Genomic DNA, 25,852 nt, shown 5'->3' on the forward strand with positions numbered 1-25,852 from the left:
AAGGCGAAGTGGGCTCCTCCACCATGCCGCACAAGGTCAACCCCATCGACTTCGAAAACTCCGAAGGCAACCTGGGCCTGGCCAACGCCATCATGGATCATCTGGCGGCCAAGTTGCCGGTTTCCCGCTGGCAGCGCGACCTGACAGATTCCACCGTGCTGCGTAACGTGGGCGTGGGCCTGGCGCACAGCCTGATCGCCTTCGAAGCCAGCCTGAAAGGTATTGGCAAACTGGAAGTGAACCCGGCCCGCCTGAATGCGGATCTGGACGCGGCCTGGGAAGTGCTGGCCGAGCCAATCCAGACGGTCATGCGCCGCTACGGTATCGAGAAGCCCTACGAAAAACTCAAGGCTCTGACCCGTGGCAAGGACGGCATCAACCAGGAAACCCTGACCGCCTTCATCAATGATCTGGCGATCCCGGATGAAGCCAAGGAAATCCTGCTGGCCATGACCCCGGGCAGCTACATCGGCAATGCGCCCCAGCAAGCGCGCAATATCTGATGACCGACGCTTCGGGCCTGCCCACCTTCACGCTGCCGCTCACCCCGGCAGCGTTTTTGCGTGATTACTGGCAGAAAAAGCCCCTGTTCATGCCCGGCGCCGCCAGCGGCCTGGATGAGCCTGACGCCGACACTCTGGCCGGGCTGGCGCTGGAAGAGAATGTAGAAGCCCGCATCATTCGCGGCGCCAATGCCGGCCCCTGGGAGCTAAAACAGGGGCCGTTCGAGGAAACCGTGTTTGCCGAGCTGGGCGAGCGGGACTGGACCCTGCTGGTACAGTCCGTGGACCACTATCTCACCGACGTCTCCCTACTGCTGGATAGCTTCAACTTCCTGCCCAGCTGGCGGCTGGAAGACATCATGATGAGCTATGCCGCCAAGGGCGGCAGCGTCGGCCCCCATTTCGACCGCTATGACGTCTTTCTGATTCAGGCCGCCGGTAGCCGCCGCTGGCAGATCGGCGACGCCTGCGACGAAAAAACCGCGAAATTGCCGCATCCTGAGCTGAAGTTGCTGGCCGACATGCCTGTGCGGGAAGAGTTCGTGGCCAATCCCGGTGATGTGCTCTACCTGCCACCCGGCGTAGCTCACCATGGGGTCGCCGAAGACAGCGACTGTATCACTTGGTCGGTGGGTTTCCGGGCCCCGGATTACCAGATGCTGATGGCGGAAATCGCCGGTGAATGCCTGGCCGATGCGGACAGCGAGCTGTTTACCGACGCGGACCGGCAGGTGCCCAAGGACCCGGCAGTCCTGGCCGATGGCGACCGTCAGCAACTGATTCGCGGCGCCCTGGATCTGCTCAATCCGGCCGCCATCGAACGGGCAGTTTATCGCTGGCTGTCCACCCCCCGGCTGGATGGACTTGAATTTGCCGTCGATGATGCCCATATTCGCCAGCGCGATCCGTCGATCGCCCTGGTGCGCCATGGTAGTGTGCGCCTGATTTTGCAGGGCAACATTGCCTGGCTGAACGGTGAGCCACACTCACTGACAGAACAACAACGACCACTGGTACAGCTGCTGGCCCGCCAGCGCTGTTATACCCGTGAAGCGCTGGATGCCGTGCTGCAGCCAGCCGGGAGTGAATTGCTACATGACTGGATTGAACAGGGCTTCTTCGCCCCACTATAACGAGACCCCTATGGCTATCAGCATTATCGAGACCCGCTGGGACGAAAACGAAACCGCCCTGCGAGCCCTTCGCCAGAAGGTCTTCATCAGTGAACAGCATGTTCCCGAAGAGCTGGAATGGGATGGCGAAGATGACAAGGCCATCCACTTTCTGGCACTGGACCGGGAACAGAACCCGGTAGGCTGCATTCGCCTGCTGCCAAGTGGCCAGATCAGCCGCCTGTGTGTGCTCTCCGAGCAACGCAACAATGGTGTCGGCAGTTCCCTGCTGGTGGCTGCGGAAGAAGCCGCCCGCGCCAAGGGCATGGAAGAAATCTTTCTGCACGCCCAGACCCACGCCACCAGCTTCTACGAAGCGGCCGGTTTTGCGGTTTCCGGCGGCATCTTCATGGATGCCAACATTCCCCATCGCCAGATGTTCAAACCCCTGGTCTGATGCCCTTTGTCATCGGCGACGACGACACCCTGCTCCACCCGGAATTCCGTGAGGCCAGCGCTGCGCTGGCCACGCTGATCGCGGCCTGCCGGCGCAGTCTGTGGCTGCGGATACCGGCGCTGGATGGTCTGACCGCCAACCGCGACCTCTGTGACACCCTCAAGCTCTTGGCCTTGAGCAGTGCCAAAGTGGATATCCGCATTCAGTACGACAGCGAGGACAACGCCGTACGCAACGGGCACCGCCTGATCCATCTGGCCCGCCGACTGCCGTCGCGCATCCAGCTTCGCCAGAGCCAGGAGGATGACCGGGACGGCCAGCTCTGCTTTGCCATCGGCGATGGTACCGGGTTATTCGAAGCTCCGGGCTGGCCACGCCCCAGCCGCCTCGACCTGTGCGCCCACCGCCTGCCCCGGGCACCGCGCCTGGCCCGGCAGTTTCAGGAGCAATGGGAGCGAGCCGCAACCTCAACAGAGTTGAGAGAGCTCCGTCTGTAGGGTGGATTAGCCCAAAGGGCATAATCCACCAGAGACATCTTGCCGGGCTTCATATCTTGTGAGGGTGGTGGATTACGGCCTTCGACCGGAAATCATTATTTTCCACAAAGGCACAGAGCACACAGAGATAAAGTATCATTTCCTCAGTGAACTCTGTGCCCTCTGTGGTAAAAACCATAGCCTCACAGACGCGCTGTCAACCGCCAGTTCACCTGACCGCTGGCCTGGTATTTTTCCTCGAAATCCGTCAACGGCTCGCTCTGCATCGGCAGCTCTGACAGCTCCGCCCTGATACCAGTGATCGCCAGTGCCGCCTGCACTTCCTGCAGATACAGTGGCCAGTTACTGCGAATTTCCAGCTCGCCGCCCAGCGACAACACCGTGGGCCAGACCGGGTGGCCGTGCCAGCGACGCTTCAGATGGGCGCTTTTCGGCCAGGGGTTGGGATAGAGAATCTGATGACGGGCCAACAGCCAGCCCTCCCCGACCATCAACCGCCACAGGCCAGCGCAATCTGCTCGCAACAACCGCAAATTGTCCGGCAAAGCATCAAATCGCCGCTCCGCCCGCTGCAACCGCACAGCAGACTGGTCCACCCCTACCACCAACGCCTCGGGGTGCTGGCTGGCCAGCAACAAGGAAGAACGCCCGGTGCCGCAACCGGAATCCAGCATCAACGGCCGCTCTGCCCCCTGCTCCATTCGCCATTGCTGCAGTTGCGCAAACGCCTGAACATCATGGTCCGCAATTGGCGCCCGCCAGGGGCTTTGCAGGTGTCGACGGACCACCCTCTCAAGATCATCGTGGATTCCGCTTTGGTTAGAGGTAACGCTACGGCTATTGGCAAACATGGCAACTCTGGGACAACTTCAGGCGGCGGCCATTATGCCTGTGATCCTGTAAAGATGCGCAATGAAGCAGCCATGTTAGAGTGAGAAAAAGCATGTCGGAGCCGACCATGATGCAACGAATACAGCGCTGCCGAAATCTCGTTCTGCTGCTCAGCCTGCTGCTGGCGATGTTCGGCCAGAGCCTGGCAGACTCCATGCGCATACATGTATTGCCCCGCCCGGATGCAGCGGCCCTACTGCCGGTTATCCAGCCGCTACTGGCGCCTGGCGGCAGCGTGCGTGCTTATCAGGGCAAGTTGATCATCCGCACCACCGACAGCAATATGGCCGAACTGGAAGGTGCGCTGGGCAGCCTGGAGGCAAAACCCAGCGCCCTGGTTGTTCATCTTCGTCGTCAGGGCAGCAGCAGCGAACAACGCAACGGTGTGGACACCCGTATTGAAGGCCACATTCCCGGCGGCGTATCCGGTGATATCCGCATTGAACAAAGTCAGCGGCAAACAAGCCAGCAGGACCATTACCGGATCCGCACCCTCAGCGGTTACCCCGCCCATATCAGCCAGGGCACCCTGCTCGCCCTCGGCGGCGGCTATTACGGCACCGTGTTTGCCGAGCTGCAACAGGGGATTCAGGTGGTGCCGCAACTGACCCCGGATGGCAGCGTCGTCCTGCAGATCCGCCAGCGCTACGACCAACCGGGCGGCCAGGGCGTGGCATACACCCAATCCAGCGGCACCACCCTGCGGCTACAGCCGGGTGTCTGGCAACCCATGGGCAGCATCCGCGTAGACCGCCAACAGGACCAGCATGGTTTTGGCGGGGTGCAGAGCAGCAGCCAGCAGGTCAATCTGCCGCTGGAGGTAATGGTGGAAAAGGAATAGCGTCTCACTCGAAGCCGCTGTAGGAGCGGCGCTTGAGCCGCGAACCTTGCGCAGCAAGGAAGTCGCCCGTAGGGCGATCAGGGCTCCCAGAGCTCGACAGGTTTCTACACTGTGTGCGGCGCCTACATGGTCCCCGATAACGTTGTGGGAAACGTGACTGGAAGCGTGTTACTGCGTTTGCCTGAGACTGCAATGCTTGATCGCCCTACAGGCGATTCCGCGCTCCGCGCGGTTCGCGGCTCAAGCGCCGCTCCTACAGTCGCTTCGTAGAAGGCATTTCCAGCGAAGCGTAGCTTGTAGCGAAAAAAAGCCCCGCGGTGCGGGGCTTTTTGTCTTACTGGGCTTTCAGCTCACGGCGACGACGGTGCAGAACCGGCTCGGTGTAGCCGCTGGGCTGGGAGCAGCCCTCGAACACCAGCTCTACCGCTGCCTGGAAGGCGACGGAGTTGTCGAAGTCCTTGGCCATGGGCACGTACAGCGGATCGTTGGCGTTCTGACGATCGACCACTTCGGCCATGCGCTTCAGGGTTTCCATCACCTGTTCCTGGTTGGTGATGCCGTGGTGCAGCCAGTTGGTCACGTGCTGGCTGGAGATACGCAGGGTGGCGCGGTCTTCCATCAGGCCCACATCATTGATGTCCGGCACCTTGGAACAACCGACGCCCTGGTCGATCCAGCGTACCATGTAACCCAGAATACCCTGGGCGTTGTTATCCAGCTCCTGCTGGATCTCCTCGGCGGACAGCTCACGGGTGAGCAGCGGCACGGTGAGGATGTCGTCCAGGGAGGCACGCTTGCGGTTGGCCAGCTCTTTCTGCACCTGGGCCACGTTCACTTCGTGGTAGTGGGTCACGTGCAGGGTAGCGGCGGTCGGGGACGGCACCCAGGCGCAGTTGGCGCCGGCTTTCGGGTGACCAGCCTTGGTGGCCATCATCTCGGCCATCTCGTCCGGCTTGGGCCACATGCCCTTGCCGATCTGGGCGTGGCCCGGCAGGCCGCACTCCAGGCCGATATCCACGTTCCAGTCTTCGTAGGCGTTGATCCACGGCAGGGCTTTCATGTCGCCCTTGCGCGCCATGGGGCCCGCTTCCATGGAAGTGTGCATTTCGTCACCGGTACGATCCAGGAAGCCGGTGTTGATGAAGATCACACGCTCCTTGGCCTGACGGATACACTCCTTCAGGTTGACGGTGGTGCGGCGCTCTTCGTCCATAATGCCAATTTTCAAGGTGTTAGCAGCCAAACCTAAGGCTTTTTCTACACGCTCGAACAGCTCAACAGCGAAAGCCACTTCTTCCGGGCCGTGCATCTTGGGCTTCACGATGTACATGGAACCGGTGCGGCTGTTGCTCAGTGTGTTGAGCTTCTTCAGGTCATGCAGACCCGCCAGTACGGTCACCATGCCGTCCATGATGCCTTCCGGAGTCTCTTCCCCGTTCATCAGGATGGCCGGGTTGGTCATCAGGTGGCCCACGTTACGGACCAGCAGCAGGGAGCGACCGTGCAGGGTCAGGGTGGAGCCGTCCAGGGCGGTGTACTCGCGATCCGGGTTCATGGCGCGGGTCATGGTCTTGCCGCCCTTCTCGAAGGACTCCTGCAGGTCGCCCTTCATCAGGCCCGCCCAGTTGCGGTACACCTCGACCTTGTCTTCCGCATCCACGGCAGCCACGGAGTCTTCGCAGTCCTGGATGGTGGTGATGGCGGATTCCAGCAGCACATCCTTCATGTTCGCCGCGTCTTCAGCACCAATCGGGTGGCTGGCGTCGATCTGGATTTCCGCATGCAGGTTGTTGTGCTTGAGCAGGATGCCGGACGGAGCCGCCGCATCGCCCACGTAGCCCTGCAGCTGGGACTCGTCTTTCAGGCCGCTCTTGTCACCGCCCAGAGACACTTCCAGCTTGCCATCGACGATGGCGTAGCCAGTGCTGTCCTTGTGGGAGCCGCTGGCCAGGGGGAAATAGTTATCCAGGAAGTCGCGGGCCCAGGCGATCACCTTGGCGCCACGCTTGGGGTTGTAGGCACCGCCTTTCTCGGCGCCGCCTTCATCGGAAATCACGTCGGTGCCGTACAGGGCATCGTACAGGCTGCCCCAGCGGGCATTGGCCGCGTTCAGGGCGAAGCGGGCATTCTTCACCGGTACCACCAGCTGCGGCCCGGCGATGGTGCCGATCTCGTCATCCACATTCTCGGTGGTGACCTTGAAGTCGTCGCCTTCCGGCAACAGGTAGCCGATCTCGGTCAGGAACTGCTTGTACTCGGCCATGTCGATGGCCTGGCCTTTACGGGCCTTGTACCACTCATCCAGTTGCGCCTGGATGGTTTCACGCTTTTCCAGCAGCGCCTTGTTCTTGGGCGCCAGGTCCTTGAGGATGCTTTCCAGCTCGGCCCAGAAGTGTTCCGGGTCCACGCCGGTGCCCGGCGCAATCTCGTTGACTACCAGATCATGGAGTTCGGCAGCGATTTCGAGGCTACCCTTCTGAATACGATCGGTCATGGTGCTCCTACCCTTCTGGTCGAGAGAGTCTTGGTTAATCGGGACATTCAGCGAAAACCCAAGGGCCGATCTCACGTCAGTGAGCTCGGAGGAAGTCGCAGAAGCCCGGGGAAACGGTTACATGGCCATCCGATGGACAGCCCCGCAAAAAGGCGCGGGCATTTTACCGGAAACGTGGCCGTGAATCATGTTTAGTGGCAAATCAGGGGAAATCGTTGCTTTTTTAATCAACCGAACAGGTTGACCACATCCAGTCGATGGGCCTGCTCGCCGCCCTGCTGCTGGCCGTCTTCCAGGTTCTCGAAATCAAACAGACGGGTATCGGCCAATTGGGAGGGGGCAATATTCTGGATCGCGGCAAAGATGTTCTCGATGCGCCCGGGCTGGTCCCGGTCCCACTTGTTGAGCATCTCCTTGATCACCTGTCGTTGCAGGTTTTCCTGGGAGCCGCAAAGGTTACAGGGGATGATCGGGAAATCCTTGAAGTTGGAGAACTCGATGATGTCCTTTTCGCGGCAGTAGGCCAGCGGGCGAATGACGATATTGCGGTTATCGTCGCTGCGCAGCTTGGGCGGCATGGCTTTCATCTTGCCGCCGTAGAACATGTTCAGGAACAGGGTTTCAATGATGTCATCGCGGTGATGGCCCAGGGCGATCTTGTTGGCGCCGATTTCCTCGGCAAAGCCGTACAGGCTGCCCCGGCGCAGGCGGGAACACAGACCACAGGTGGTTTTGCCCTCGGGGACCTTCTCCTTGACGATGGAATAGGTGTCCTTTTCCAGGATGTGGTAGGCCACCCCTTCCTTTTCCAGGTATTCGGGCAGTACATGCTCCGGGAAGCCTGGCTGCTTCTGGTCCAGGTTCACCGCCACCAGCTCGAAATTCACCGGTGCCGAATGCTGCAGATTGCGCAGGATTTCCAGCATGGTGTAGGAATCCTTGCCGCCGGACAGGCACACCATCACCTTGTCGCCCTCACCGATCATGTTGAAATCGGCAATGGCACGACCGACCTCACGCCGCAGCTTCTTCTGCAACTTGTTGAGGCGGGTCCGTTGTTTGGCGTCCAGGGCATCCACAGACATTACGTCACCTTCATTTTGCGGATCAATCGGCGGTACAGCGCGGGGCTCCAGCGTTTCAGGTAGACGCCCGCCCCTTCGCGGCCGGCGATGATAACCTGATCACGGCCACGCTGCACGGCCTTCACCAGCCGTTCGGCGCATTCTTCAGGGGGAATACCGGCTTCCTGGGCCTCGTCCATGCTGCCCTGGGCGGAACCATCCGCGGTGAGCGCATTGAGCGAGACATTGGTACGGATAAAGCCGGGCATCACCAGGGTCACCCGGATTCCGGCATCGTACTCTTCCGCGCGCAGGGATTCGAAGAACCCATGCAAGGCATGCTTGCTGGCGCTGTAGGCGCTGCGCAGGGGCGTGGGCAATTCACCCACCAGTGAGGTGACCACCACAAACCGGCCACTGCCCTGCTCTTTCAGCCAGGGCAGCACCGCCTTGGTCAGTGCCACCGCCCCGAAGAAATTCACCTCCATGATGCGCCGATCCACCTCAAGATCGGTATCAGCCACCAGGGAACGCTGTGAAATGCCGCCGTTATGGATCACCTGATCAAGGCGATCAAAGCGGTTACGTACGGCCTCCACCGCCGCAGGCATGGCGCCGCTATCCGCCAGGTCCAGCGGCAGGACCAGATGATCATCGCCGTTGACCAGCCCCTCGCGGACCCGTTGCAGCTCCGCTTCCCGGCGGGCAGAAAGCACCAGCGTTGCGCCGCGGCGGGCATATTCCTTCGCCACTGCCTCGCCAATGCCGGAGGATGCTCCGGTAATCCATACCACCTTGCCAGCCAGCGTTTCGGCCATCTAACACGCTCCTTGAAGTGAAAAGACACCGCAAGGGTAATGCTATGGACAGGAAATCCAAAGACTGAAACGCCAAATACGCCAACTACACAGCCGCTGTAGGAGCGCCTCTCGAGGCGCGAACCGGCCGTGGCATGCTTTAGCTTACAGACTAACCTGCATACAACTGGCGAGCCCTGAAACGCCTGATCGCCCTGCGGACGATTTCCGTGCAAGCGCGGTTCGCGCCTCGAGAGGCGTTATTCGCTGCACTCACCCTTCGGGCCGCACGGAACTACGTGTGTTACTCCGCTACGCTCCGTTCCTACAGCAGCCTTGTCGCTAATTATTTCAGCTCTTTGGAGGACAGCCCCAGCAGGTGCCGTGCGACGATCAACTGCTGGATCTGCTGTGTACCCTCGAAGATGTCGATGATCTTGGAATCCCGGGCCAGCTTTTCCAGCAAAGTCCGCTCGGAATAACCCAGCTCGCCGCACAGGGCCACACACTTGAGCGTTACCTCGTTGCCCATGCGCCCGGCTTTAGCCTTGCACATGGAAGCCTCCTTGGAATTGGGCTGGCCATTGTCGGCCATCCAGGCGGCCTTGAGGGTCATCAGCCGGGCCGCTTCCAGGTCGGCTTCCAAGCGATAAAGCTCCAGCTCCCGGGCCGTAGAATTATAAGGTTGTTTCGAGAAATCAGCGGCAACCCCTTCTTTTTCAAATAATTCCCGGGTGATTTCCAGCGCAGCACGGGCCACACCCAGGGCCATGGCAGCCACTTGCGGGCGGGTGTTATCGAAGGTCTGCATGACCCCACCGAATGCCTTCTTGCGGGCTTCCTCGGTGTCACCGATCTCCGCAGAACCGAGAATATGGTCCTTGGGAATGCGGCAGTTGTTGAAAGACAGGGCCGCGGTATCGGACACCCGCAGCCCCATCTTGTCTTCTACCCGCACCAGCTGCAGGCCCGGGTTATCGCGGGGGACAATAAAGGATTTGATCGCCGCCTTGCCCAGGGATTTATCCAGTGTCGCCCAGACCACCACCGCGTCGCAGCGCTGGCCGGCGGTGCAGTAGATTTTCTCGCCATTGAGCACCCACTCGTCCCCGTCCAGTTCGGCGGTGGTGCTGACGGCGGCGGAATCCGAGCCGGCACCCGGCTCAGTGATGGCCATGGCACAGTAGAGTTTGCCGTATTTTTCCTTCTGTTCCGGGGTCCCCACCGCCATGACGGCCGCATTGCCAAGCCCCGAGCCCGGGATCGAGAGCATGAGTCCCACGTCCCCCCAGCACATGGCTTCCACCGCCAGGATGCCGGTCATGTTGCTGCCATTTTTGATCTCGTCGCCACCGCCCTTGCCGCCGCTGCCACGAGGCATGGCCGCCATCATCTGTGCAACCGGTTTCAGTTCTTCCGGGGTGTCGCAGTGCTCGATGGCGTCGTATTTACGGGCAATGGGACGAAAGACACCCGCCGCCAGTTGCTGGGCCATCTGCTGGACCTGTTGGAGCTTGGCCGGGATTTCCAGGTTGATCATGTCTCTCTCCTATACCATCAGGCTGCCGTGCAACACGGCGATGCCGCGCAGGTTGCGGTACCACATTTCCAGCGGGTAATCGCGCACAAAGCCGGCACCACCGAACAGCTGGATACCGTTGGTACCAATCTCCATGGCTTTTTCCATGCACTGCAGCTGGGCCAGATAGGCCTCCCTGTGGAAATCCAGTCCCTGCTCAGCGCGGCTGGCGGCACGCAACATCATCAGGCGCATGCCTTCAATCTCGATGCCCATATTGGCCACCATAAAGGCCACGGACTGACGCCAGGCGATGGGCTCACCAAACGCTTTACGCTCTTTCACATAGGGAATGCTGTATTCCATCAGCGCCTGGCAGCAGCCCACCGCCAGGGCGCATTGGCCAATGCGACTCAGGTCCAGCATTCGATTCAGATCGAAGTTCGGCAACTTTTCCCGGGCCGGGACCAGAACGTTTTCCAGGGTCAGCGAGGCCATATTGGCACTGCGAAGCCCCATGTAGGGCTCGGGTTCAATGCTCAGGCCTTCCGCATCCGCGGGCACCACAAACGCCGCCACGTCGCCATCAAGGGCAGCGGTCACCACGAACCACTGGCATTGAGCCGCCATGGGAACCAGACTTTTCACGCCATTCAGCGTATAACCATCCCCTGCTTTATTGGCAGTGGTAGCCGGCGCACCAGGTTCGAAGGTGGCGCGGGGTTCGTTGAGCGCCACAGCCGCACCAGCAAAGTTTTCCGCTGCCAGGGCCGGCAGCCAACGCTCCTGTTGCTGCTCGTCACCAAAATCCATCAGCGCATTTACCGCCGCCATGGGCTGCAACGCAGCCAGAGTATGGGACATATCCCCCTGGGCCAGGTCTTCCACCGCCAACGCATTGGACAGTGGTGAACGGGGCATGCCAGCACCACCCAGCGCTTCCGGCATTGGCATCAACGCCAGCCCAAAACCACTAATGGCATCCAGCAGCGCCGGGTCTGCAGCCACAGCGTCATCAGCGGCTCTGGCCTGGGACGACAGGGTATCGCGGGCAAGACGGCGCATGCTCTCGCGGGTAATACGCTGCTCTTCCGTCAGCGTGAGATCAAACAGTGGGGTCGACATGGTCGGGCCTCGGAACGTCGGGTTAACACAACCAATCAAACGATTGTTTTACTCGAGACAGTCTGTCAGCCCTTGTCTACCTCTCACAATGACATCCCTGTGACCTACGATGAGAAAAACGGTAAAGTCGAATAAAAAGCCATCAGGCAACCAACAGGATCCTATCTTTTACGTGTTTACCCTGATCCCCGCTGAGCCGCCGGAGCGCGCCATCCGCCTCCGCCGCCAGATCATGGCCATTTACTCCTACTGCCTGCTATGGGCTGGCACCATTATCGGCGTTGAACTCAGCGCCTTTGCCCCGGATACACCACACTTGGCGATTTTCTCGGTGTTATTCGCTATCAATCTGGTGTTTTTCCTGCTGATCCGTAGCGGCCTCAGCGAACGGCTTGGTGATCCGAGCCTGACGATCCTGCAAATGGCCACGGGGATCATCCTGACCACCGTGATTCTCCACTACACTCGCGAGTTACGCGGTGCCATGTTGAGTATCTACTTCATGGTGATGACCTTCGGCATTTTTGCCCTGGATCGCCGCAGGCAAATGGCCATGGCCGGGTTTACCCTTTTCTGCTTTACCGCTCTGCAGGTTTATGAATGGCAGGAGACGCCTCAACAAGCGATCTTTTCGTTTCTGATCGGGCATTGGATCATCCTCGCCCTTATCCTCTGTTGGTTCATTTATATGGGTGGTTATATCCACAACCTGCAAAACAGGGTCCGGGATCAACGGGAAAATTTGCGTGATGCTCATTCACGTCTGGAGGCTATTGCCGTACGTGATGATCTCACCGGGCTGTATAATCGCCGCCATTTTCTGGAGCGGCTGGAAGAAGAACTCTCCCTCGCCAATCGCAATCACACGCCTCTGTACTTGGCAATTATCGACCTGGACCACTTCAAGCAGGTCAACGATAACTACGGCCATCACAGCGGTGATGAGGTCCTAAGCCGGTTTGCCCGTATCGCCAGCCAGAGCCTGCGCAAGTCGGACCTGCTGGCCCGCTATGGTGGCGAAGAATTCGTAGTGCTGTTTCCTCATGCCTCCGAGGTTGCCAGCGAGGCCGCTCTTGAGCGCTTGCGCAGCCAGTTCTCAGACCAAAACTACGAGTTTGCGCCAGAACTGCATACCACCTTCTCTGCAGGGCTTACCGCTTTTCAGGAAGGAGAAACCGCTGACCAATTAACCAAACGGGCGGATGCCGCCTTGTATGAAGCCAAATCCCGGGGACGAGACCGGATAGCAAAACTGCCCTGAGCCATAATGCCGGGAATGCCTGGAGCCACTGAACAACTCCCGGTATGCTTGCCGCCAGCGGAGGACTCCATGTCAGATATCACCAACCCCAGCCTGAAAAATACTGTTCGACAATACTTCCAGGAGCAAGGCGAAGACGCCCCTACCTGGACGGAAATCCATGGCATGCTCTGTGCCCTGGCCGTGGGGCCAGAGGTGGAGTCAGTGGATTATGCTGCGGAGCTGGAGATGCCGGTTCCCGGGGAAGTCAGCGATGCCCTCAACCGGCTGCGCGAGCGGCTGGTCACCCAGTTGCTCGGTGGCGACGCCATCAACCTGCCCTGCCTGCTGGACCCATACCAGGAAGAGGACGGCCAGGATCTGGCAAGCTGGTGTGCCGGCTTCATGACCGGGGTTTTCGTCGATGAGGAAAACTGGTATCAGGATGATGAAGAACAAATGGCGCAACTGCTGCTGCCCTTCATTCTGATCTCCGGCCTGGACGATGACGAAGCCCTGGACACGCTGTGGGAAAACACCCAGGTGGTGCGGCAAATGGCCCTGAGCATTCCAGAAATACTGGAAGAGCTGTACCTGGCATTTCATGGCCCGGATCAGGGTGACGCCTCCACCCCGGCGGATTAGCCTGGCTTCAGGCACAAACCGGTGCGGGTCAGTCCTCCTGCAAAGACAGATGACTGATATCCGGTGACACCGGCGTTTTTTCCTCTTTTTTCTGCCCCAGCACTTCCCCGGCCTGGGCCATGCTCAAATGACTGACATCCGGCGCCGGCGGGGGGGCGATCTTATCGCTGTTATCCATATCCGCCCCCACTTCTGCCACAGAGAACGCCCCGGAAAAACCGGTGCCCCCGGTGCGGATGGTGCCCACCGTTTCCAGATCTCCTGACGTCTGCTCTGACTGCTGCTGACTTTCAGGGTCCGGAGAAGCCGTACTGGGCTCCGGTGCCGGAGCTGACGGTGTCGATGGCGGCTGAACAGGATCTGCTACCGGCCGCAATTCGCACTCGGCACCGGCCTGTTTCAACACCGCGCGAAATTTCATGGCGGTGGCCTGGTCCGCATCCTTCTTCAGCACCACCGGTTGCCCGGAGAACAGTTTCTCCACCCGGGCCGCATCCATTTTGAAAATTTTTCCCAAATTGGCCTTCACCGTAACCGGGTCCGACCCTTTCACCAGCTGACCGGCAAAGACAATATGAAAACGGGCATCGGCCATTGTGAATTCCTCTCTCATTCTCGTTCACTACCAATGTAGCGCACTCGACCATGGGCAGCACGGTTGCTCAAAGCCTGTTGACCTGTGTTGCGTGACGCATGCAGCTTGAAGCAGCCATCACGCCATTTCACTGGCGGCGTATTCAGCCAGCGCAGCAATGGTGCGCGACGGATTCAGGCCCAATGCACGGGGCACCATGGCACCATCAATCACAAACAGATTGGGATAGTTGAACACCTCTCCCCGGTGGTCTACCACGCCCTGCTCCACAGAATCCGCCATATTGCAGCCGCCCAGTGGGTGCGGGGTTACCAGGTCCTTGAACCAGTCCCAGGTCGCCGGCGTCATCGGATCGCCGCCCGTGGCAGCGGTCAGCGCCAGATGACGGTCTGCCAGCCCCTGGACCGCCTTTTCTGCCTTGCGATAGTCCCAATCCAGTTTCAAGCGGTCTTTCTTCCAGGGCCAGTACCAGCGGCGGCCCAGGTAGAAACGGCCGCCGGGATCGTCCATGGCCTGCCCGAACCAGGGCATCATCTTGGCAAAGGGGTCACTACTCTCTCCGTACTTGAGCATGGCGTCACCCAGCCGGGTGCTGGCAAAACGTGGATCCTTGCCCAGTCGCTCCATCCAGCTGCCGAGAATATCCGGCACGCCCCCATCTTCCACAAAATAACGGGCTCCACCATCTGCCCCATCCAGGTAATCAATGGCGCTGGTAATGGTCGGCCCACGAGTGGGGGAAATCTGGCGTTCGTCATAAAACGCCATGGTGGCAAAGTCACCATTGCAGGACCAATTATGGCCAAGCTTGCGGCTAAGTTTTGGCAGAGTTTTGTACTGATCCCGGCAGCGCAACAGCAATTCCGTGGAACCCATTGAGCCGGCAGCCACGATCACTTTTTCTGCCTTGAAGCGGCGCCAGCAGTGGCCGTCCAGGTCCCGGGCCAAAACTTCATAGCCGCCATCCACGGCACGAATGGTCCGCACATGATGGAGGGGGCGAACATCCGCACCGGCATTTTCCGCCGCCGCCAGGTAATTCAGATCCAGGGTGTTCTTGGCCTGCACCGGGCAGCCCAGATCGCAGTTACCACAATGTACGCAGGTGCCCTGGGTTTTGCCTTGCGGATTCACCCAGGTCTTGCTGTGGCCATAGGAGTAAGGATCATCCCGTTGCGTGTTCCAGTCAGGGTCAAAGGTGATCGCTTGAGGCACAACATGAAACCGGTCACCGGCGCCGACGGCGTCGGCTCCCTCCTTCATCAGATGGGTTCGCGGCGTCCATTGATTTCCCGGCAGCTCCTGCACGTTGAGCATGACCCCAGTGGTATCATAATGGGGCTTGAGCGTGGTGTAGTCGATCGCCTCTGGCCACCCTTGGGCAAAGGCCTCCGGCTTGGCCTCGATACTGACATTCGCGTAGATCAGCGAGCCGCCGCCCACCCCGGCCCCCATAGCAATACTCATGTCGCCAAAGTAGCGGAAATCGATCCAACCGTTCTGTTTTTCCGGTTCGTCTTCATCCCAGAACCAGTCGCGCTGAGATACCGAAGGGTAATCATCCGGCAACCAACGCCGCCCCCTTTCCAGCACCACCACCCGGCTTCCCTTCTCCGCCATCCGGCAGGCCATCACCGAGCCGCCGAAGCCGCTGCCGATGATCAGGACATCCACATTTTCCATTATCTCCCCCAACCCCTGTTTTTATCGTCACCCTTGCGACAACGCTTTTTTAATCAAGGTTTTGCACTATAAAATTAACTGTCAATCCTGTCTATTTGCAGCACTTTCCAGTAATCTGGCGACTGTCTTCGCCGGCCTCATTGCAGCACCCATGGAACAGATCGATTTCGTTACTATTGAAGAGCAGCAACGCCCTCGCAAGCGCAATGGCGCCGCGCGTAAACCTGTTCCGAAGAAAGCCGCGAAGCCGCAGCGCCCGGGAGCCGTTCGCGACGGCTACCGCCGCCTCACAGCCGATATCCCCGCCGATCTGCACAAACGCCTGAAAATGCAGGCTCTGATGGAGGACCGCTCCGTCACTGAACTGATCGTGCAAGCCGCAGAGTGTTTTCTGCGCAATCGGGACTAGTAAAAGCAAGCAGCATACCTGCCAGGTTAGCCCCCTCTTCTTTCACACAATCGTAACCCCCCTGTCATTCCTCCGCACCGATCCATAACCATCCTGACAATTGACGCCACCGTTGAGGAGCTAGCAGATGGCTGCGGATCTGTTTTTGTTAGGGTGCACCCTGGTCTTCGGGGTGAGCTTTCGCTTTCTCTTCCATCACCTGCCGCAAGAACGCTGGCAATTCGTCGCCTCGTTACCCCTGAAGAAAAACAGCGATGGCTCCTGGCAAGGCCTGAACCTGACTTTCTATGGGTTATTTACCGGCATTGCAGGCGGGCTCGGGGTTGCCGCCTTCATTCTGCTCACCGCCTCCGCTGGCGTAGCCCTTGGTACTGCCCTGCTGCTAACGCTGGGAGTGCTGACCATTTGCCTGCCTGCGGCCAAGATAATTGCCACTGTGGTGGAAAAAAACCGCCATGGTTTTACCGTGGGCGGCGCCAGCTTTGTGGGCATTATCATCGCCCCGCTTTTTCTCTGGCTGGCTGACCTGGCCAGCCAGAGCTGGTGGGACACGGCCCTGCCGATTCTGCCCATGCTGGCGGCCATGTCCATTGCCTATGTGCTGGGTGAAGGCATCGGCCGGCTGGCGTGTATCAGCTTCGGCTGCTGTTACGGCAAGGCACTAAATCGCTCACCACGGTGGGCCCAGCGCCTGTTCTGTACCCTTAATCATGTGTTTATCGGCAAGACCAAGAAGATTGCCTTTGCCGGGGAAATGGAGGCGGTAAAGGTGATCCCCATCCAGGCAGTCACCTGCGTCATTTATACCGCCCTGGCCCTGCTCTGCAGCGCCCTGTTTTTCCATCGGCAATTTGCCCTGGCCTTTGCCCTGAGCCTGGTGGGCAGCCAGTTGTGGCGGGTGTATTCCGAGACACTGCGGGCAGATTATCGGGGCGGCAGCAAGCTGTTCTCCGTCTACCAACTGATGGCACTACTGGCCGCGCTCTATGGCGTTGCCATCAGCCTGGCGTTACCTGCCCATGCCGCCCTTGCCCCGGATCTGGCTGCCGGGCTGGGCGCCCTGTGGTCACCGGGCGTCATCCTCAGCCTGCAGGTCATCACCCTGGTCATGTTCTTCTTCTCCGGCACCAGCACCATCACCACCGGCGAACTCCGCTTCGGCCTGGCCGCAGACTGGCGCAGCCAGGCGGGGTGTGAAAAGGAAGGGTGCAAGGGAGAAGGCAAAGCTGTGGCATAAAACCCATATTTCACCACAGAGGGCACAGAGGACACGGAGAAAAACGCTTTCCTCAGTGAACTCTGTGCCCTCTGTGGTGAAACAGGTCTTTTGCACAAGCCCGGCAAAGCATCACCCCAACGCCACCGCCTTCACCTGTGCGTAGAGCTGGGCACCTGGAAATACTTCCAGCTCCCGGGCGGAGCGGCTGGAGATGCGGGCCAGCAGGCGTTGATCGCCCAGGGCCAGCTGCACCATGGCCTGGCCCGGGCCGACTTCGCGCAGGCCGACCACCTGCACCGGATGGATATTGAGGATGCTGGAATCCTGCGGCGTCTGGCGACACAGACTCACATCCCGGGCGGCAATACGGAGGCGCACCGGTTCATCGCCCGCCACCGGCTGTGCCGCCGGCAGCCAGAAGGTCTGCTGCGCAACGGTCACCGCCTGCAAATGATCCTGGCTGTCGTAATCCCCCAGCTCGCCGTACAGCAAGGCGGTGGCATCGCCCCGCTGGGCCAGCGGACCATCCAGCCGGGACAGCTCCTCATGGGCCTTGCCACTGGCCACGATACGGCCCTGCTCCATCAGCCAGACCTGCCGCGACAGGGTCAGTAACTCATCCAGATCATGAGTGACGTAGATCACCGGCACCCGCCTGGCAATCTCACTGACCATGCCCAGCAGTTCCTGCTTGTGACCGTGATCCAGGCCTGACAGGGGTTCATCCAGTAACAGCAGTTCCGGCCCAGCCAGTAGCGCTCGAGCCAGTGCCACCCGTTGAGCCTCGCCACCGGACAGTGTCGCCACTGAGCGATCCAGCAAAGCTTCGATTCGCGTTTGGTTGACCACCCTGTTCAGGTCCCCTGCCTTTCCCCGGCGCTTCATCACGTAGGTCAGATTGCCGCGTACACTCAAATGGCGGAACAGGGTCGGCTCCTGAAACATCATGCCCAGGGGGCGCTCCCAGGGCGGCAGCTTGACCTCATCGGTTTGCCATAACTGCTCACCGAAGCGAACCTCGCCATCGCAATCCTGAAGGCCCGCGAGCATACGCAGCAGCGTGCTTTTACCGGAACCGGAAGGGCCGAACAGCACTGTCACTCCCGTGGCCGCGAGCTGTGCCTGCACCTGCAGGCGGCACTGCCCCACCTGTCCGGACAGGGAGAATGCCAGGCTCATGGCAGCACCCCCGCGGTCTGTTTGCGCTGCCAGCGAAACAGGGCCCACAGCATCAGCACCGAGGCCACCAGCAACACGGCGGCCAGCCGGTGGGCATTGGCGTAATCCCCCGCCTCCACATGCTCATAAAGCGCCACAGAGGCCACCCGGGTTTCACCGGCCAGGCTGCCGCCGATCATCAGCACCACACCGAATTCTCCCAGGGTATGGGCAATACCAAGAATGGCCGCAGTGGCATAACCCTGGCGGGCCTGTGGAATCACCAACGAAAAGAAGCGGTCCATGGGTCGTGCACCGGACACCGCTGCCATATCCAGCTGGCGGGGCTCAATGGCTGCGAAGGCATTCTTGAGGGGTTGCAGGACGAACGGCAGCGAATAGACCAGCGAGCCAATCACCAGACCGGTAAAGCTGAACGCCAGGGAGCGTGCATCCTCCCATTGCGCGAACCAGCCGCCCGGACCATTCGGGCCCAGCACGATCAGCAGATAAAAACCCAGTACCGATGGCGGCAGTACCAGCGGGAGCGCCAGCAAGGCTTCCAGCAGCGCCTGTCCGGGCAAGCGGCGTCGGGCCAGCCACCAGGCCAGCGGCGTACATAGCATCAGCAGGATGACGGTGGTGACCAGCGCAAGTTTGATGCTGACCCACAGGGCCAGCCAGTCGCCATCATTCAACATTATCGGCGACCTCATCGGTACGGTAACCCAGCTTGCGAATCATTCCCTGGGCCTCGGCAGAAAACAGAAAATCATAGAAATGGTGTATTGAGGGAGAATCTGTCAGCAAACCTGCCTGCTGAAGAATGGGCGGATAATACGCATCGGGGATACGCCATTGTCGCCCCCCCTGGCCTCGTATCTGACTCAGTGCCACAAAGGCGGCCTCGGCGGCGCCGCTGTGGGCAAAATGATAGCTCTGCCCTACGTTCTCCGCCTTTACCAGAACCACCGAATCCGGCAGCGGAAATCGTTCCATAACTGCCTGAGCGGCCTCCCCATAGGGCGCGGTACGCGGGTTAGCCATAGCTACTGGTGTGACCATACCGGCTATCAGCGATTGGCCATCGAGTACTTCGCCGGCGCCCGGAGACCACAGCACCAGCCTGCCAATGGCATAGGTGCGCACAGTGCCCGCCAGAATCAGCCCTTCCGACGCCAGCTCTTGCGGCCGTCGAGCATCTGCGGCAAGGAAAATATCGTAGGGCGCCCCCTGTCTAATCTGCGCCGCCAGTTTTCCGCTGGAACCCACGGTGATCTGAATATCCGCCTGGGGATTGTGCTGGCGATACTGCGTGACCAATTGTTTCAGCGGAGAGAAAAAATTGGCAGCGACAGCAACCTGCACGGGCTCAGCAGCCGCGATGGCGGCAACCACCAACAGCAGGCTGGCAAACAAACACTTCATGGAGGCTCCACGACGATGACCTGGCAGGGCCCAGTCTATGTCATCACGCCGGGCGGCACTATTGGTGATCCGTACCGGAAACTGGTCTCCTACAACAGAAGCGAGGTACGAGTAGTGAGTAACGAAAACAAGCTTTTTGCTCTTCGCTACTCGTCACTCGTGTCTCGAAACTGGATCACTCAGGACGGCTTGCGGGGGTTCTGGCCGCGATGCTGGCGGCCACGGGCGCGGGCCAGCTCGATCTGCTTCTGGCGTTCGGCAAAACGCGCCTTCTGTTCCGGCGACGATTCGTCGTAGCACTTGGGGCAGGACACGCCCAGCTGGAATTTTTCCGATGCCTTTTCCTCATCGCTGATGGGCCGACGACAGGCGTGGCACTGGTCAAACTCACCAGGGTTGAGATCGTGGTCAACGGTCACCCGTTCGTCGAAGACAAAACATTCGCCTTCCCACAGGGAGTCTTCCCTGGGCATTTCCTCCAGGTATTTGAGGATGCCGCCCTTCAGGTGATAGACCTCTTCAAAGCCCTGCTCTTTCAGGTAAGCGGTGGATTTTTCACAACGAATCCCGCCGGTGCAGAACATTGCCACTTTCTTGTGTTTGGCCGGGTCCAGAGTGTCCTTCACATAATCGGGGAATTCCCGGAAGGTGCGGGTTTCCGGATTGATGGCGCCCTTGAAGGTGCCCACTTCCACTTCGTAATCGTTCCGAGTGTCGATCAGGATGGTTTCCGGATCGCTGATCACCGCGTTCCATTCTTCCGGGCTCAGGTAGGTCCCCACGGTGCGGTTCGGGTCGATCCCCTCCACGCCCATGGTGACGATTTCCTTCTTGAGCTTGACCTTGGTGCGCAGGAAGGGATGCTCGTCGTGGAAGGACTCCTTGTGCTCCAGATCTGCCAGACGCGGATCCTCATGGAGCCAGCCAAGCACCGCATCGATGCCGGCCCGGGGCCCGGCGATGGTGCCATTGATCCCCTCATTGGCCAGTAACAGGGTGCCACGCACATTCTGCGCAAGCATCAGCGCCAGCAGTGGCTCTCGCAACTGCTCGAAATCGTCCAGACGGACAAACTTGTACAGGGCAGCAACGACAATGCTGTCCGATCTTTCCACTTTATGCTGACTCACGCCTTGAACTCCGGATCGTGCTTGCTGCCACCAAGACAGTCAGGGGATGCACTGACTTCACCGCCCTTGGCCTGCCACTCCGACACAGTATAGGTGTGCAACGCCAACGCATGCACAGGCCCCGCAAGCTCGTCGGCCAGTACCTTGTAGAGCATCTGGTGACGACGCACTGGCAGCATGCCGTCAAAGGCATCACTCACCAGCACCAGCTTGAAGTGCGTTTCCGAATTGGGCGGCACACTGTGCTTATGGCTTTCGTTTTCCAAGACAAAATGTGCCACAGGGACGGACTCGGAAACCTTGCGCTCGATCAATGTTGCTACGCTCATGGCACTCACCACACGGGAATTTTGCAGATCAAAATCAGTATAACGCGGCGCTGAAGCCGCGCGGGGGCGGTATTCTACGCGCTTTCGACGACCCTGAGAAATGTCCGGCAGTCAGACACTATCGCTCACTGCGGGACTGGAATGATCGGTTCCCAGAGGGCCTCGGCAGCCTCATCGAGTAAACTTGCCATCTCCTCTCCCGGCCCTAGCTGGCGCACCTGACGCTGCGCGGACCAGCACTGCCAGCCCGGACCATCGCCGTGGGCAAACGCCCCCCAGACAGCCTGCACCTTACGGGACAAGGCCCTGGCGGCATCACCACCGCCAGTAAAGTACATTCCCGCCGGAGTATCGGTGACACCAAAGACAAAGGGCACATCTACCACATGGCAGGCTCCCAGCGGCAGGCCGAAGGGCTCGCTCTGCCAGGTAAACTGGAATCCCCAGCAATCCGTGCTATGGCGACTCTGGGCATCCAGCAGACGGACTGTGGGCACCCGGAACAGACGATCGGATTCCATGGCCGAAAACACATCCAGCGGGCTGCGACGGGGATCCGGCTTGACCGTGGTGCGGTAATAATCGAACGCCCGGGCACCATTGCCCGGCAGCCCCCGTTCAAAGCGGCGCAGGATTTCCTGATCATCCACGTCCCGCAGGGATGCCATTTTTACTGTTCCGGCCAACACCCCGGCGTACTGGAAAAAGTGATATTCATCCTGGCAGACCCCGGCCAGCAGTCGCTTGTCCGCGGCAGCGCCAGCGGCAATGGCTTCAATCGGTAGCTGTGGCAACAGATCACCATCCACCATGGGTAGAAAATTCATCGCAAACTGTGGTGTTGTCGTGCGCAGGCCGCGCTCAACCAGCACTTTTACCGCCTGATTCTGGGCCTTGATCCAGTCTTTGTCGGAGCAGTCGCGCAGCCTCTCTGCGGCACTGCCATCACCGGGCAGAGCGGCCACAAAGGCATCGGTGACCTTGCGGACCTGTTCCGGAGCCAGAACAAAATCTGCCGCACCGGACTGCACGATGGCAGCATGGAACAGTGAGGCCGCCCGCGGACATGCCAACAGAGCACAGACGCTGAAGCCACCGGCGGATTCTCCGAATACGGTGACCCGGCCGGCATCACCGGCAAAACCGCTGATGTTTTCCTGCACCCACTCCAGAGCCGCCAGTTGATCTCGCAGCCCAAGATTGCTGTCGGCTTCAAGTTCCGGCGCCACCTCCGAGAAATCGGCAAAGCCCATGGCCCCCAGTCGATAGGCCGCATTCACCACCACCACCTGCTGGCTACGGGCCAGTTCCGCACCGTTATACAGCGGCTGGGAAATGGAGCCGGCCAAGTAGGCACCACCATGGAACCAGACCATCACCGGAAAGGGCCCTTCCCCCTCCGGCACCCAGATATTCAGGTACAAGCAATCTTCACTGGACTCGTTAACTCCCATCAACGGGTTCTTCATCTGCAGGGAGGGTTGGGGATAGTGGTCGGCTGCCACTGCATTATCACCCTCCGGCAACGGTCGGGGGGCCTTGAAGCGATGCTCGCCCAGCGGCGGCAAAGCATACGGGATGCCTCTGTATTCGGTGACACCGTTACCGGTCAGTCCCTGATAGCGTCCCTGACGAATTACTGCTGACATGGAGGGGTCCTTTTCTGATTTCTGTCCGACAGCCTTGCCCTGCCCAATGCGCTCTCACGCCGGGCAATCACCGTATAGATGCCACCATAGCCCACACCTAACAGGCTGGATGTAGACCTTAGCAAATTACCTACTGATGAGTAGGCCAAACCTAATGTTTAATTGTTAGACAACATTAACAACACTGTCAGAATCCTGACTTACACTTGTTCACGCCCTCGCAGCCACCGCCAGAGGGCTTTGCTAATCCATTTTTTCTACGGAGGGAAGCCCCCTATGAGCAACGCTACGATCGAGCAACTCAACGAGCGCTATGAACAAGTCACCACTGAAGCCAAAGCGGCCTTGGAAAAACTGAACACTGCCGTGCGTGGTGCCTACACCCGTCTGGAAGAAAACGGCAACGAGCTGTTCCAGACTCTGGTGAAAACTGGCGAGAAGCGCCAGAAAGCCCAGACCAAACCCCAGAAAAAAACCGCTGCCAAGAAGCAGCCGTCCCAGCTGGACGAAGTGCGTGGCAAGGTTGCTTCCGCTCTGGGTCTGCCTACCCGCGACGAGGTAGAAGCCCTGAACAAGAAGCTGGCCTCACTGACCCGCAAGGTCAACAAGCTGGCCAAAGAAACGAAGTAATCGTTCTTTAACCAGCCCGGGGCGGCGCCGCCGCCCCTGCTCCCCGCGCTTTGTCTCACCTGAACCGTTGACTTCCCCGCTCGCCTCTCGTTATCTAGTCCTCTCTATAGATAACAAAAACCACGCGAGCCATGATGTCCGCCAGCCTGTCTTCTTCACTGAAATTACGAACCGTCGCCCCCTTCTGGCTGGAATTCCTGCTGGACGCCGCCCTGCGTGCCGGCGTTGATCTGAGTGCCGCCCTGGTGGATCTGGGTATCAGCAACGATGATCTGGAAAATCCCCAGTCCCGCATTCCCATGACGGTGGAAAACCAGCTGCTCAAACAGGCTATGCTGGAAAGTGGTGATCCGCTTTTCGGTCTGCACATGGGCGAAGGGATCCGCCCGCGGTTCATGGGCGAGCTTGGCTATGCCAGCATGTCCAGCGCTACCCTGGGGGATGCCATCGAGCTGATGATTCCCTTCACCAAAGTCACCAGTGAATGCGCCCAGTTACGCTTCGAATGGCGCGACAAGTCCCTGTGGCTGATCTGGGAAAGCGACCTGGAAGCGCTGCCCACTTACCCGGCCCGTATTGATGCCAACTTCGCCGGGGCCATCGTTTACGGTCGCTGGTTAATCGGCAAGGAGATGTCGCCCACCCAGGTACTGTTTCGCCACCCGCCCCAGGGAGATAAGCAGGAATATCAGCGGATCTTCCGTTGTGAGATAGCCTTCGAACAGCCCCTGAATGCCATCGTACTGGACGCCGGTTTGCTGGACCTGCCCCTGCGTGATGCGGATCCGGAAATGCACAAGGTGGCACGTTCTCGCATGCAGCGGGCGGTCACCCAGTACCACGCCCGCGACAATCTGCTGGAACAGGTGCGCCTGGAGATCCAGAAACGCCTGCAGCAGGGTGTACCGCAACTGGAACCTATCGCCGACCAATTGGGTATCAAGCCCTGGACCTTGCGCCGCCAATTACGTGCAGAGAACACGGATTTTTCCAGCCTGCTGGAAGATGAACGTCGCCGCCTGGCCTGTGACTGGTTATTGCACAGCGACCGCTCGGTAAACCAGATCGCTCTGGATTTGGGCTATTCGGAACAAAGCGCCTTCAACCGGGCCTTCAAACGCTGGTTCGGCGTCACCCCGGTGCACTACCGGGAACAACAAGGTAGCGCTTTATCTCCCGACGATTGACGCGCCGCGCCAGCGGCGCTTGCATTGCCCCAGGGTAAGCCCCCGGGCAAACCCGTCCACCAGGGTCTCCCCCAGATTGCGCTGCAAAATGCGGGTGGACAGCGGCATTAACGGGTAAAAGAGTCGCGCCAGCTGCTCCACAGTCGCCATCTCTTCGCGCCAGCCCGCCAGCCACTGGGGATAGCTCGCCAGTTGCCCGGCCAGAATCGCCTGGGCGGCCAGCTGGCCGCTGAGAACAGCACCATAAATCCCCTCTCCCAGCAACGCTTCGGTGCAACCGGCCGCATCACCGGCAAACAGAATTCTCCCCTGGCACAGACGAGCATGAGGCAGCCAGGTGCCCAGCGGGTAACCCTGTACCCCCAAGGGGCTGGCACCCAGCTGTTGCCGACTGTAGCGGTCGAGCTGCTCACGGCTCGGCGAAGCAATACCCTGACGCCACACGTAAAGCCCTACGTTGACATGATCCCCCTTGGGAAACAGCCAGCCATACCCTCCTTTGATGGCCGCAAAATCCAGTGTCATCCCAGGGTATCGGGAGAGCTGATCCCGAGGCACACATCCCTCGATGGCCACAGCGCCGGCATAACGGCGCTCCCCCAACAGCTTGCGCACCGGACTGTGGGCGCCATCGGCAGCAATCAGTGCGCTGGCCTGGAAGCAGTCGCCCTCGCGGGTGGTCAGGGTGACAGAGCTGCCATTCTGATGCAGGGACTGAATCCCACGGGTTTCGGCAAAGTGGGCTCCCTGTTCCTGGGCCTGTTGACGGCAGAACGCATCAAGTTCAGCACGTTCAGTCATCACACAGAAGGGGCTCGCCGCATGCAAAGCCTGGCTATCAGAAGGAAAGCGACCAACCCACAGTGTGGACACCACTTCACGAACAACCGGGGCAATGGAAAATCGGTAGCGATTCAGGGCCTTCGCCGTCACCCCACCAGCGCAGGGTTTACCCTGTTCGGCAGGCCGTGACAGGACCAGCACACGCTGCCCCGCCGCTGCCAGGTCCCAGGCGGCAGCACAGCCGGCCTGAGCGGCGCCAATCACAACCACATCCCATTTCGTCATTCATTGCCTCGTGTCAAATCAGCCCGCTCCGGGATAGCACCCCGGTCCAAGTATGAATAGGCCTGTGCTTCCTTTATAATGCGCCCCGTCCGGGACCCCTGACCCATGGCGGAATTCGCCATTGCTCAGTGGCTCCCCTGGTTTCAGCCCCCATAAGTTCTCCCGAATTCAAGCTAGGAGAT

At 59.8% G+C, this 25,852-nt stretch carries 25 protein-coding genes and 1 pseudogene; 11 read left to right on the forward strand and 15 right to left on the reverse strand.

Annotated elements, in window-relative coordinates; all coding sequences use genetic code 11:
• The 4 genes and pseudogenes from HUJ17_RS05435 to HUJ17_RS05450 form a co-directional block, all read left to right on the forward strand.
• A pseudogene (locus HUJ17_RS05435) lies at nt 1-503 on the forward strand (lyase family protein); the annotation flags it as partial.
• A complete protein-coding gene (locus HUJ17_RS05440; RefSeq protein ID WP_290509723.1) occupies nt 503-1,636 on the forward strand; it encodes a cupin domain-containing protein in 1,134 nt (377 codons plus the stop codon). The pseudogene HUJ17_RS05435 and the gene HUJ17_RS05440, both read left to right, overlap by 1 nt.
• A gap of 10 nt (nt 1,637-1,646) precedes the next feature.
• Complete coding sequence (locus HUJ17_RS05445) at nt 1,647-2,072, forward strand: GNAT family N-acetyltransferase (RefSeq protein ID WP_290509724.1); 426 nt, start codon at nt 1,647-1,649, stop codon at nt 2,070-2,072.
• Nucleotides 2,072-2,569, forward strand: a complete 498-nt coding sequence (locus tag HUJ17_RS05450) for a hypothetical protein (RefSeq protein ID WP_290509725.1) — start codon at nt 2,072-2,074, stop codon at nt 2,567-2,569. Before HUJ17_RS05445 ends, HUJ17_RS05450 begins: the two co-directional genes overlap by 1 nt.
• 182 nt (nt 2,570-2,751) lie before the next feature.
• Here HUJ17_RS05450 and HUJ17_RS05455 read toward each other — a convergent pair whose 3' ends face one another.
• A complete protein-coding gene (locus HUJ17_RS05455; protein ID WP_290509726.1) occupies nt 2,752-3,420 on the reverse strand; it encodes a methyltransferase domain-containing protein in 669 nt (222 codons plus the stop codon).
• A 107-nt stretch (nt 3,421-3,527) separates the two neighbouring features.
• On the opposite strand from HUJ17_RS05455, the gene HUJ17_RS05460 reads away from it, so the two are divergent.
• A complete protein-coding gene (locus tag HUJ17_RS05460) occupies nt 3,528-4,301 on the forward strand; it encodes a hypothetical protein (protein WP_290509727.1) in 774 nt (257 codons plus the stop codon).
• A 334-nt stretch (nt 4,302-4,635) separates the two neighbouring features.
• Here HUJ17_RS05460 and HUJ17_RS05465 read toward each other — a convergent pair whose 3' ends face one another.
• From HUJ17_RS05465 to HUJ17_RS05485, 5 genes are all read right to left on the reverse strand, one after another.
• Nucleotides 4,636-6,795 (reverse strand): malate synthase G, encoded by a 2,160-nt coding sequence (locus tag HUJ17_RS05465; protein ID WP_290509728.1) that lies wholly within the window; start codon nt 6,793-6,795, stop codon nt 4,636-4,638.
• A 227-nt stretch (nt 6,796-7,022) separates the two neighbouring features.
• Complete coding sequence (gene ttcA / locus HUJ17_RS05470; protein WP_290509729.1) at nt 7,023-7,880, reverse strand: tRNA 2-thiocytidine(32) synthetase TtcA; 858 nt, start codon at nt 7,878-7,880, stop codon at nt 7,023-7,025.
• Entirely contained in the window at nt 7,880-8,677 is a 798-nt protein-coding gene (locus tag HUJ17_RS05475) for an SDR family oxidoreductase (RefSeq protein ID WP_290509730.1), read from the reverse strand. Before HUJ17_RS05475 ends, ttcA begins: the two co-directional genes overlap by 1 nt.
• Before the next feature lie 325 nt (nt 8,678-9,002).
• Nucleotides 9,003-10,196: an acyl-CoA dehydrogenase family protein gene (locus HUJ17_RS05480; protein ID WP_290509731.1), complete on the reverse strand. Its 1,194-nt coding sequence runs from the start codon at nt 10,194-10,196 to the stop codon at nt 9,003-9,005.
• A gap of 9 nt (nt 10,197-10,205) precedes the next feature.
• A complete protein-coding gene (locus HUJ17_RS05485; RefSeq protein ID WP_290509732.1) occupies nt 10,206-11,300 on the reverse strand; it encodes an acyl-CoA dehydrogenase family protein in 1,095 nt (364 codons plus the stop codon).
• Nucleotides 11,301-11,472: 172 nt separating this feature from the next.
• Here HUJ17_RS05485 and HUJ17_RS05490 point away from each other — a divergent pair, with 172 nt between their 5' ends.
• Both HUJ17_RS05490 and HUJ17_RS05495 read left to right on the forward strand, forming a co-directional pair.
• Nucleotides 11,473-12,561, forward strand: coding sequence for a GGDEF domain-containing protein (locus HUJ17_RS05490; RefSeq protein WP_290509733.1), 1,089 nt, complete (start codon nt 11,473-11,475; stop codon nt 12,559-12,561).
• 69 nt (nt 12,562-12,630) lie between these two features.
• Nucleotides 12,631-13,185, forward strand: coding sequence for a YecA family protein (locus HUJ17_RS05495; protein WP_290509734.1), 555 nt, complete (start codon nt 12,631-12,633; stop codon nt 13,183-13,185).
• A gap of 28 nt (nt 13,186-13,213) precedes the next feature.
• Here HUJ17_RS05495 and HUJ17_RS05500 read toward each other — a convergent pair whose 3' ends face one another.
• On the reverse strand, nt 13,214-13,780 hold the full coding sequence (locus HUJ17_RS05500; protein WP_290509735.1) for a hypothetical protein: 567 nt from the start codon (nt 13,778-13,780) through the stop codon (nt 13,214-13,216).
• A gap of 117 nt (nt 13,781-13,897) precedes the next feature.
• Nucleotides 13,898-15,463 (reverse strand): GMC family oxidoreductase, encoded by a 1,566-nt coding sequence (locus HUJ17_RS05505; protein ID WP_290509736.1) that lies wholly within the window; start codon nt 15,461-15,463, stop codon nt 13,898-13,900.
• Between the two features lie 151 nt (nt 15,464-15,614).
• On the opposite strand from HUJ17_RS05505, the gene HUJ17_RS05510 reads away from it, so the two are divergent.
• Nucleotides 15,615-15,872 carry a hypothetical protein gene (locus tag HUJ17_RS05510; RefSeq protein ID WP_290509737.1) on the forward strand — a complete coding sequence of 86 codons (258 nt, stop codon included), beginning with the start codon at nt 15,615-15,617 and terminating at the stop codon, nt 15,870-15,872.
• A gap of 127 nt (nt 15,873-15,999) precedes the next feature.
• Nucleotides 16,000-17,109 carry a prolipoprotein diacylglyceryl transferase family protein gene (locus HUJ17_RS05515; RefSeq protein WP_290509738.1) on the forward strand — a complete coding sequence of 370 codons (1,110 nt, stop codon included), beginning with the start codon at nt 16,000-16,002 and terminating at the stop codon, nt 17,107-17,109.
• A 111-nt stretch (nt 17,110-17,220) separates the two neighbouring features.
• Here the strand turns inward: HUJ17_RS05515 and modC are convergent, their stop codons facing one another.
• The 6 genes from modC to HUJ17_RS05545 all read right to left on the reverse strand — a co-directional run bounded on the left by modC (nt 17,221) and on the right by HUJ17_RS05545 (nt 22,785).
• A complete protein-coding gene (gene modC, locus HUJ17_RS05520; protein WP_290509739.1) occupies nt 17,221-18,270 on the reverse strand; it encodes a molybdenum ABC transporter ATP-binding protein in 1,050 nt (349 codons plus the stop codon).
• Nucleotides 18,267-18,950, reverse strand: coding sequence for a molybdate ABC transporter permease subunit (gene modB, locus HUJ17_RS05525; RefSeq protein WP_290509740.1), 684 nt, complete (start codon nt 18,948-18,950; stop codon nt 18,267-18,269). The genes modC and modB overlap by 4 nt, the downstream gene beginning before the upstream one ends.
• Complete coding sequence (modA, locus tag HUJ17_RS05530; RefSeq protein WP_290509741.1) at nt 18,940-19,677, reverse strand: molybdate ABC transporter substrate-binding protein; 738 nt, start codon at nt 19,675-19,677, stop codon at nt 18,940-18,942. The genes modB and modA overlap by 11 nt, the downstream gene beginning before the upstream one ends.
• A 179-nt stretch (nt 19,678-19,856) precedes the next feature.
• Nucleotides 19,857-20,807 (reverse strand): rhodanese-related sulfurtransferase, encoded by a 951-nt coding sequence (locus HUJ17_RS05535; protein WP_290509742.1) that lies wholly within the window; start codon nt 20,805-20,807, stop codon nt 19,857-19,859.
• Nucleotides 20,804-21,136 carry a BolA/IbaG family iron-sulfur metabolism protein gene (locus HUJ17_RS05540; protein WP_290509743.1) on the reverse strand — a complete coding sequence of 111 codons (333 nt, stop codon included), beginning with the start codon at nt 21,134-21,136 and terminating at the stop codon, nt 20,804-20,806. The genes HUJ17_RS05535 and HUJ17_RS05540 overlap by 4 nt, the downstream gene beginning before the upstream one ends.
• 125 nt (nt 21,137-21,261) lie before the next feature.
• Nucleotides 21,262-22,785: a carboxylesterase family protein gene (locus HUJ17_RS05545; RefSeq protein WP_290509744.1), complete on the reverse strand. Its 1,524-nt coding sequence runs from the start codon at nt 22,783-22,785 to the stop codon at nt 21,262-21,264.
• A gap of 276 nt (nt 22,786-23,061) precedes the next feature.
• Here HUJ17_RS05545 and HUJ17_RS05550 point away from each other — a divergent pair, with 276 nt between their 5' ends.
• A complete protein-coding gene (locus HUJ17_RS05550; RefSeq protein WP_290509745.1) occupies nt 23,062-23,415 on the forward strand; it encodes a poly(hydroxyalkanoate) granule-associated protein in 354 nt (117 codons plus the stop codon).
• A gap of 131 nt (nt 23,416-23,546) precedes the next feature.
• Nucleotides 23,547-24,602 carry an AraC family transcriptional regulator gene (locus HUJ17_RS05555; RefSeq protein WP_290509746.1) on the forward strand — a complete coding sequence of 352 codons (1,056 nt, stop codon included), beginning with the start codon at nt 23,547-23,549 and terminating at the stop codon, nt 24,600-24,602.
• On the opposite strand, the gene HUJ17_RS05560 is transcribed toward HUJ17_RS05555, so the two are convergent.
• Nucleotides 24,585-25,670: a geranylgeranyl reductase family protein gene (locus HUJ17_RS05560; RefSeq protein ID WP_290509747.1), complete on the reverse strand. Its 1,086-nt coding sequence runs from the start codon at nt 25,668-25,670 to the stop codon at nt 24,585-24,587. The two genes, HUJ17_RS05555 and HUJ17_RS05560, sit on opposite strands and share 18 nt — an antisense overlap.
• Between the last annotated feature and the right edge of the window lie 182 nt (nt 25,671-25,852).

Origin of the sequence: Alcanivorax sp., assembly GCF_014762765.1 — a bacterium.
Lineage (GTDB): Bacteria > Pseudomonadota > Gammaproteobacteria > Pseudomonadales > Alcanivoracaceae > Alcanivorax.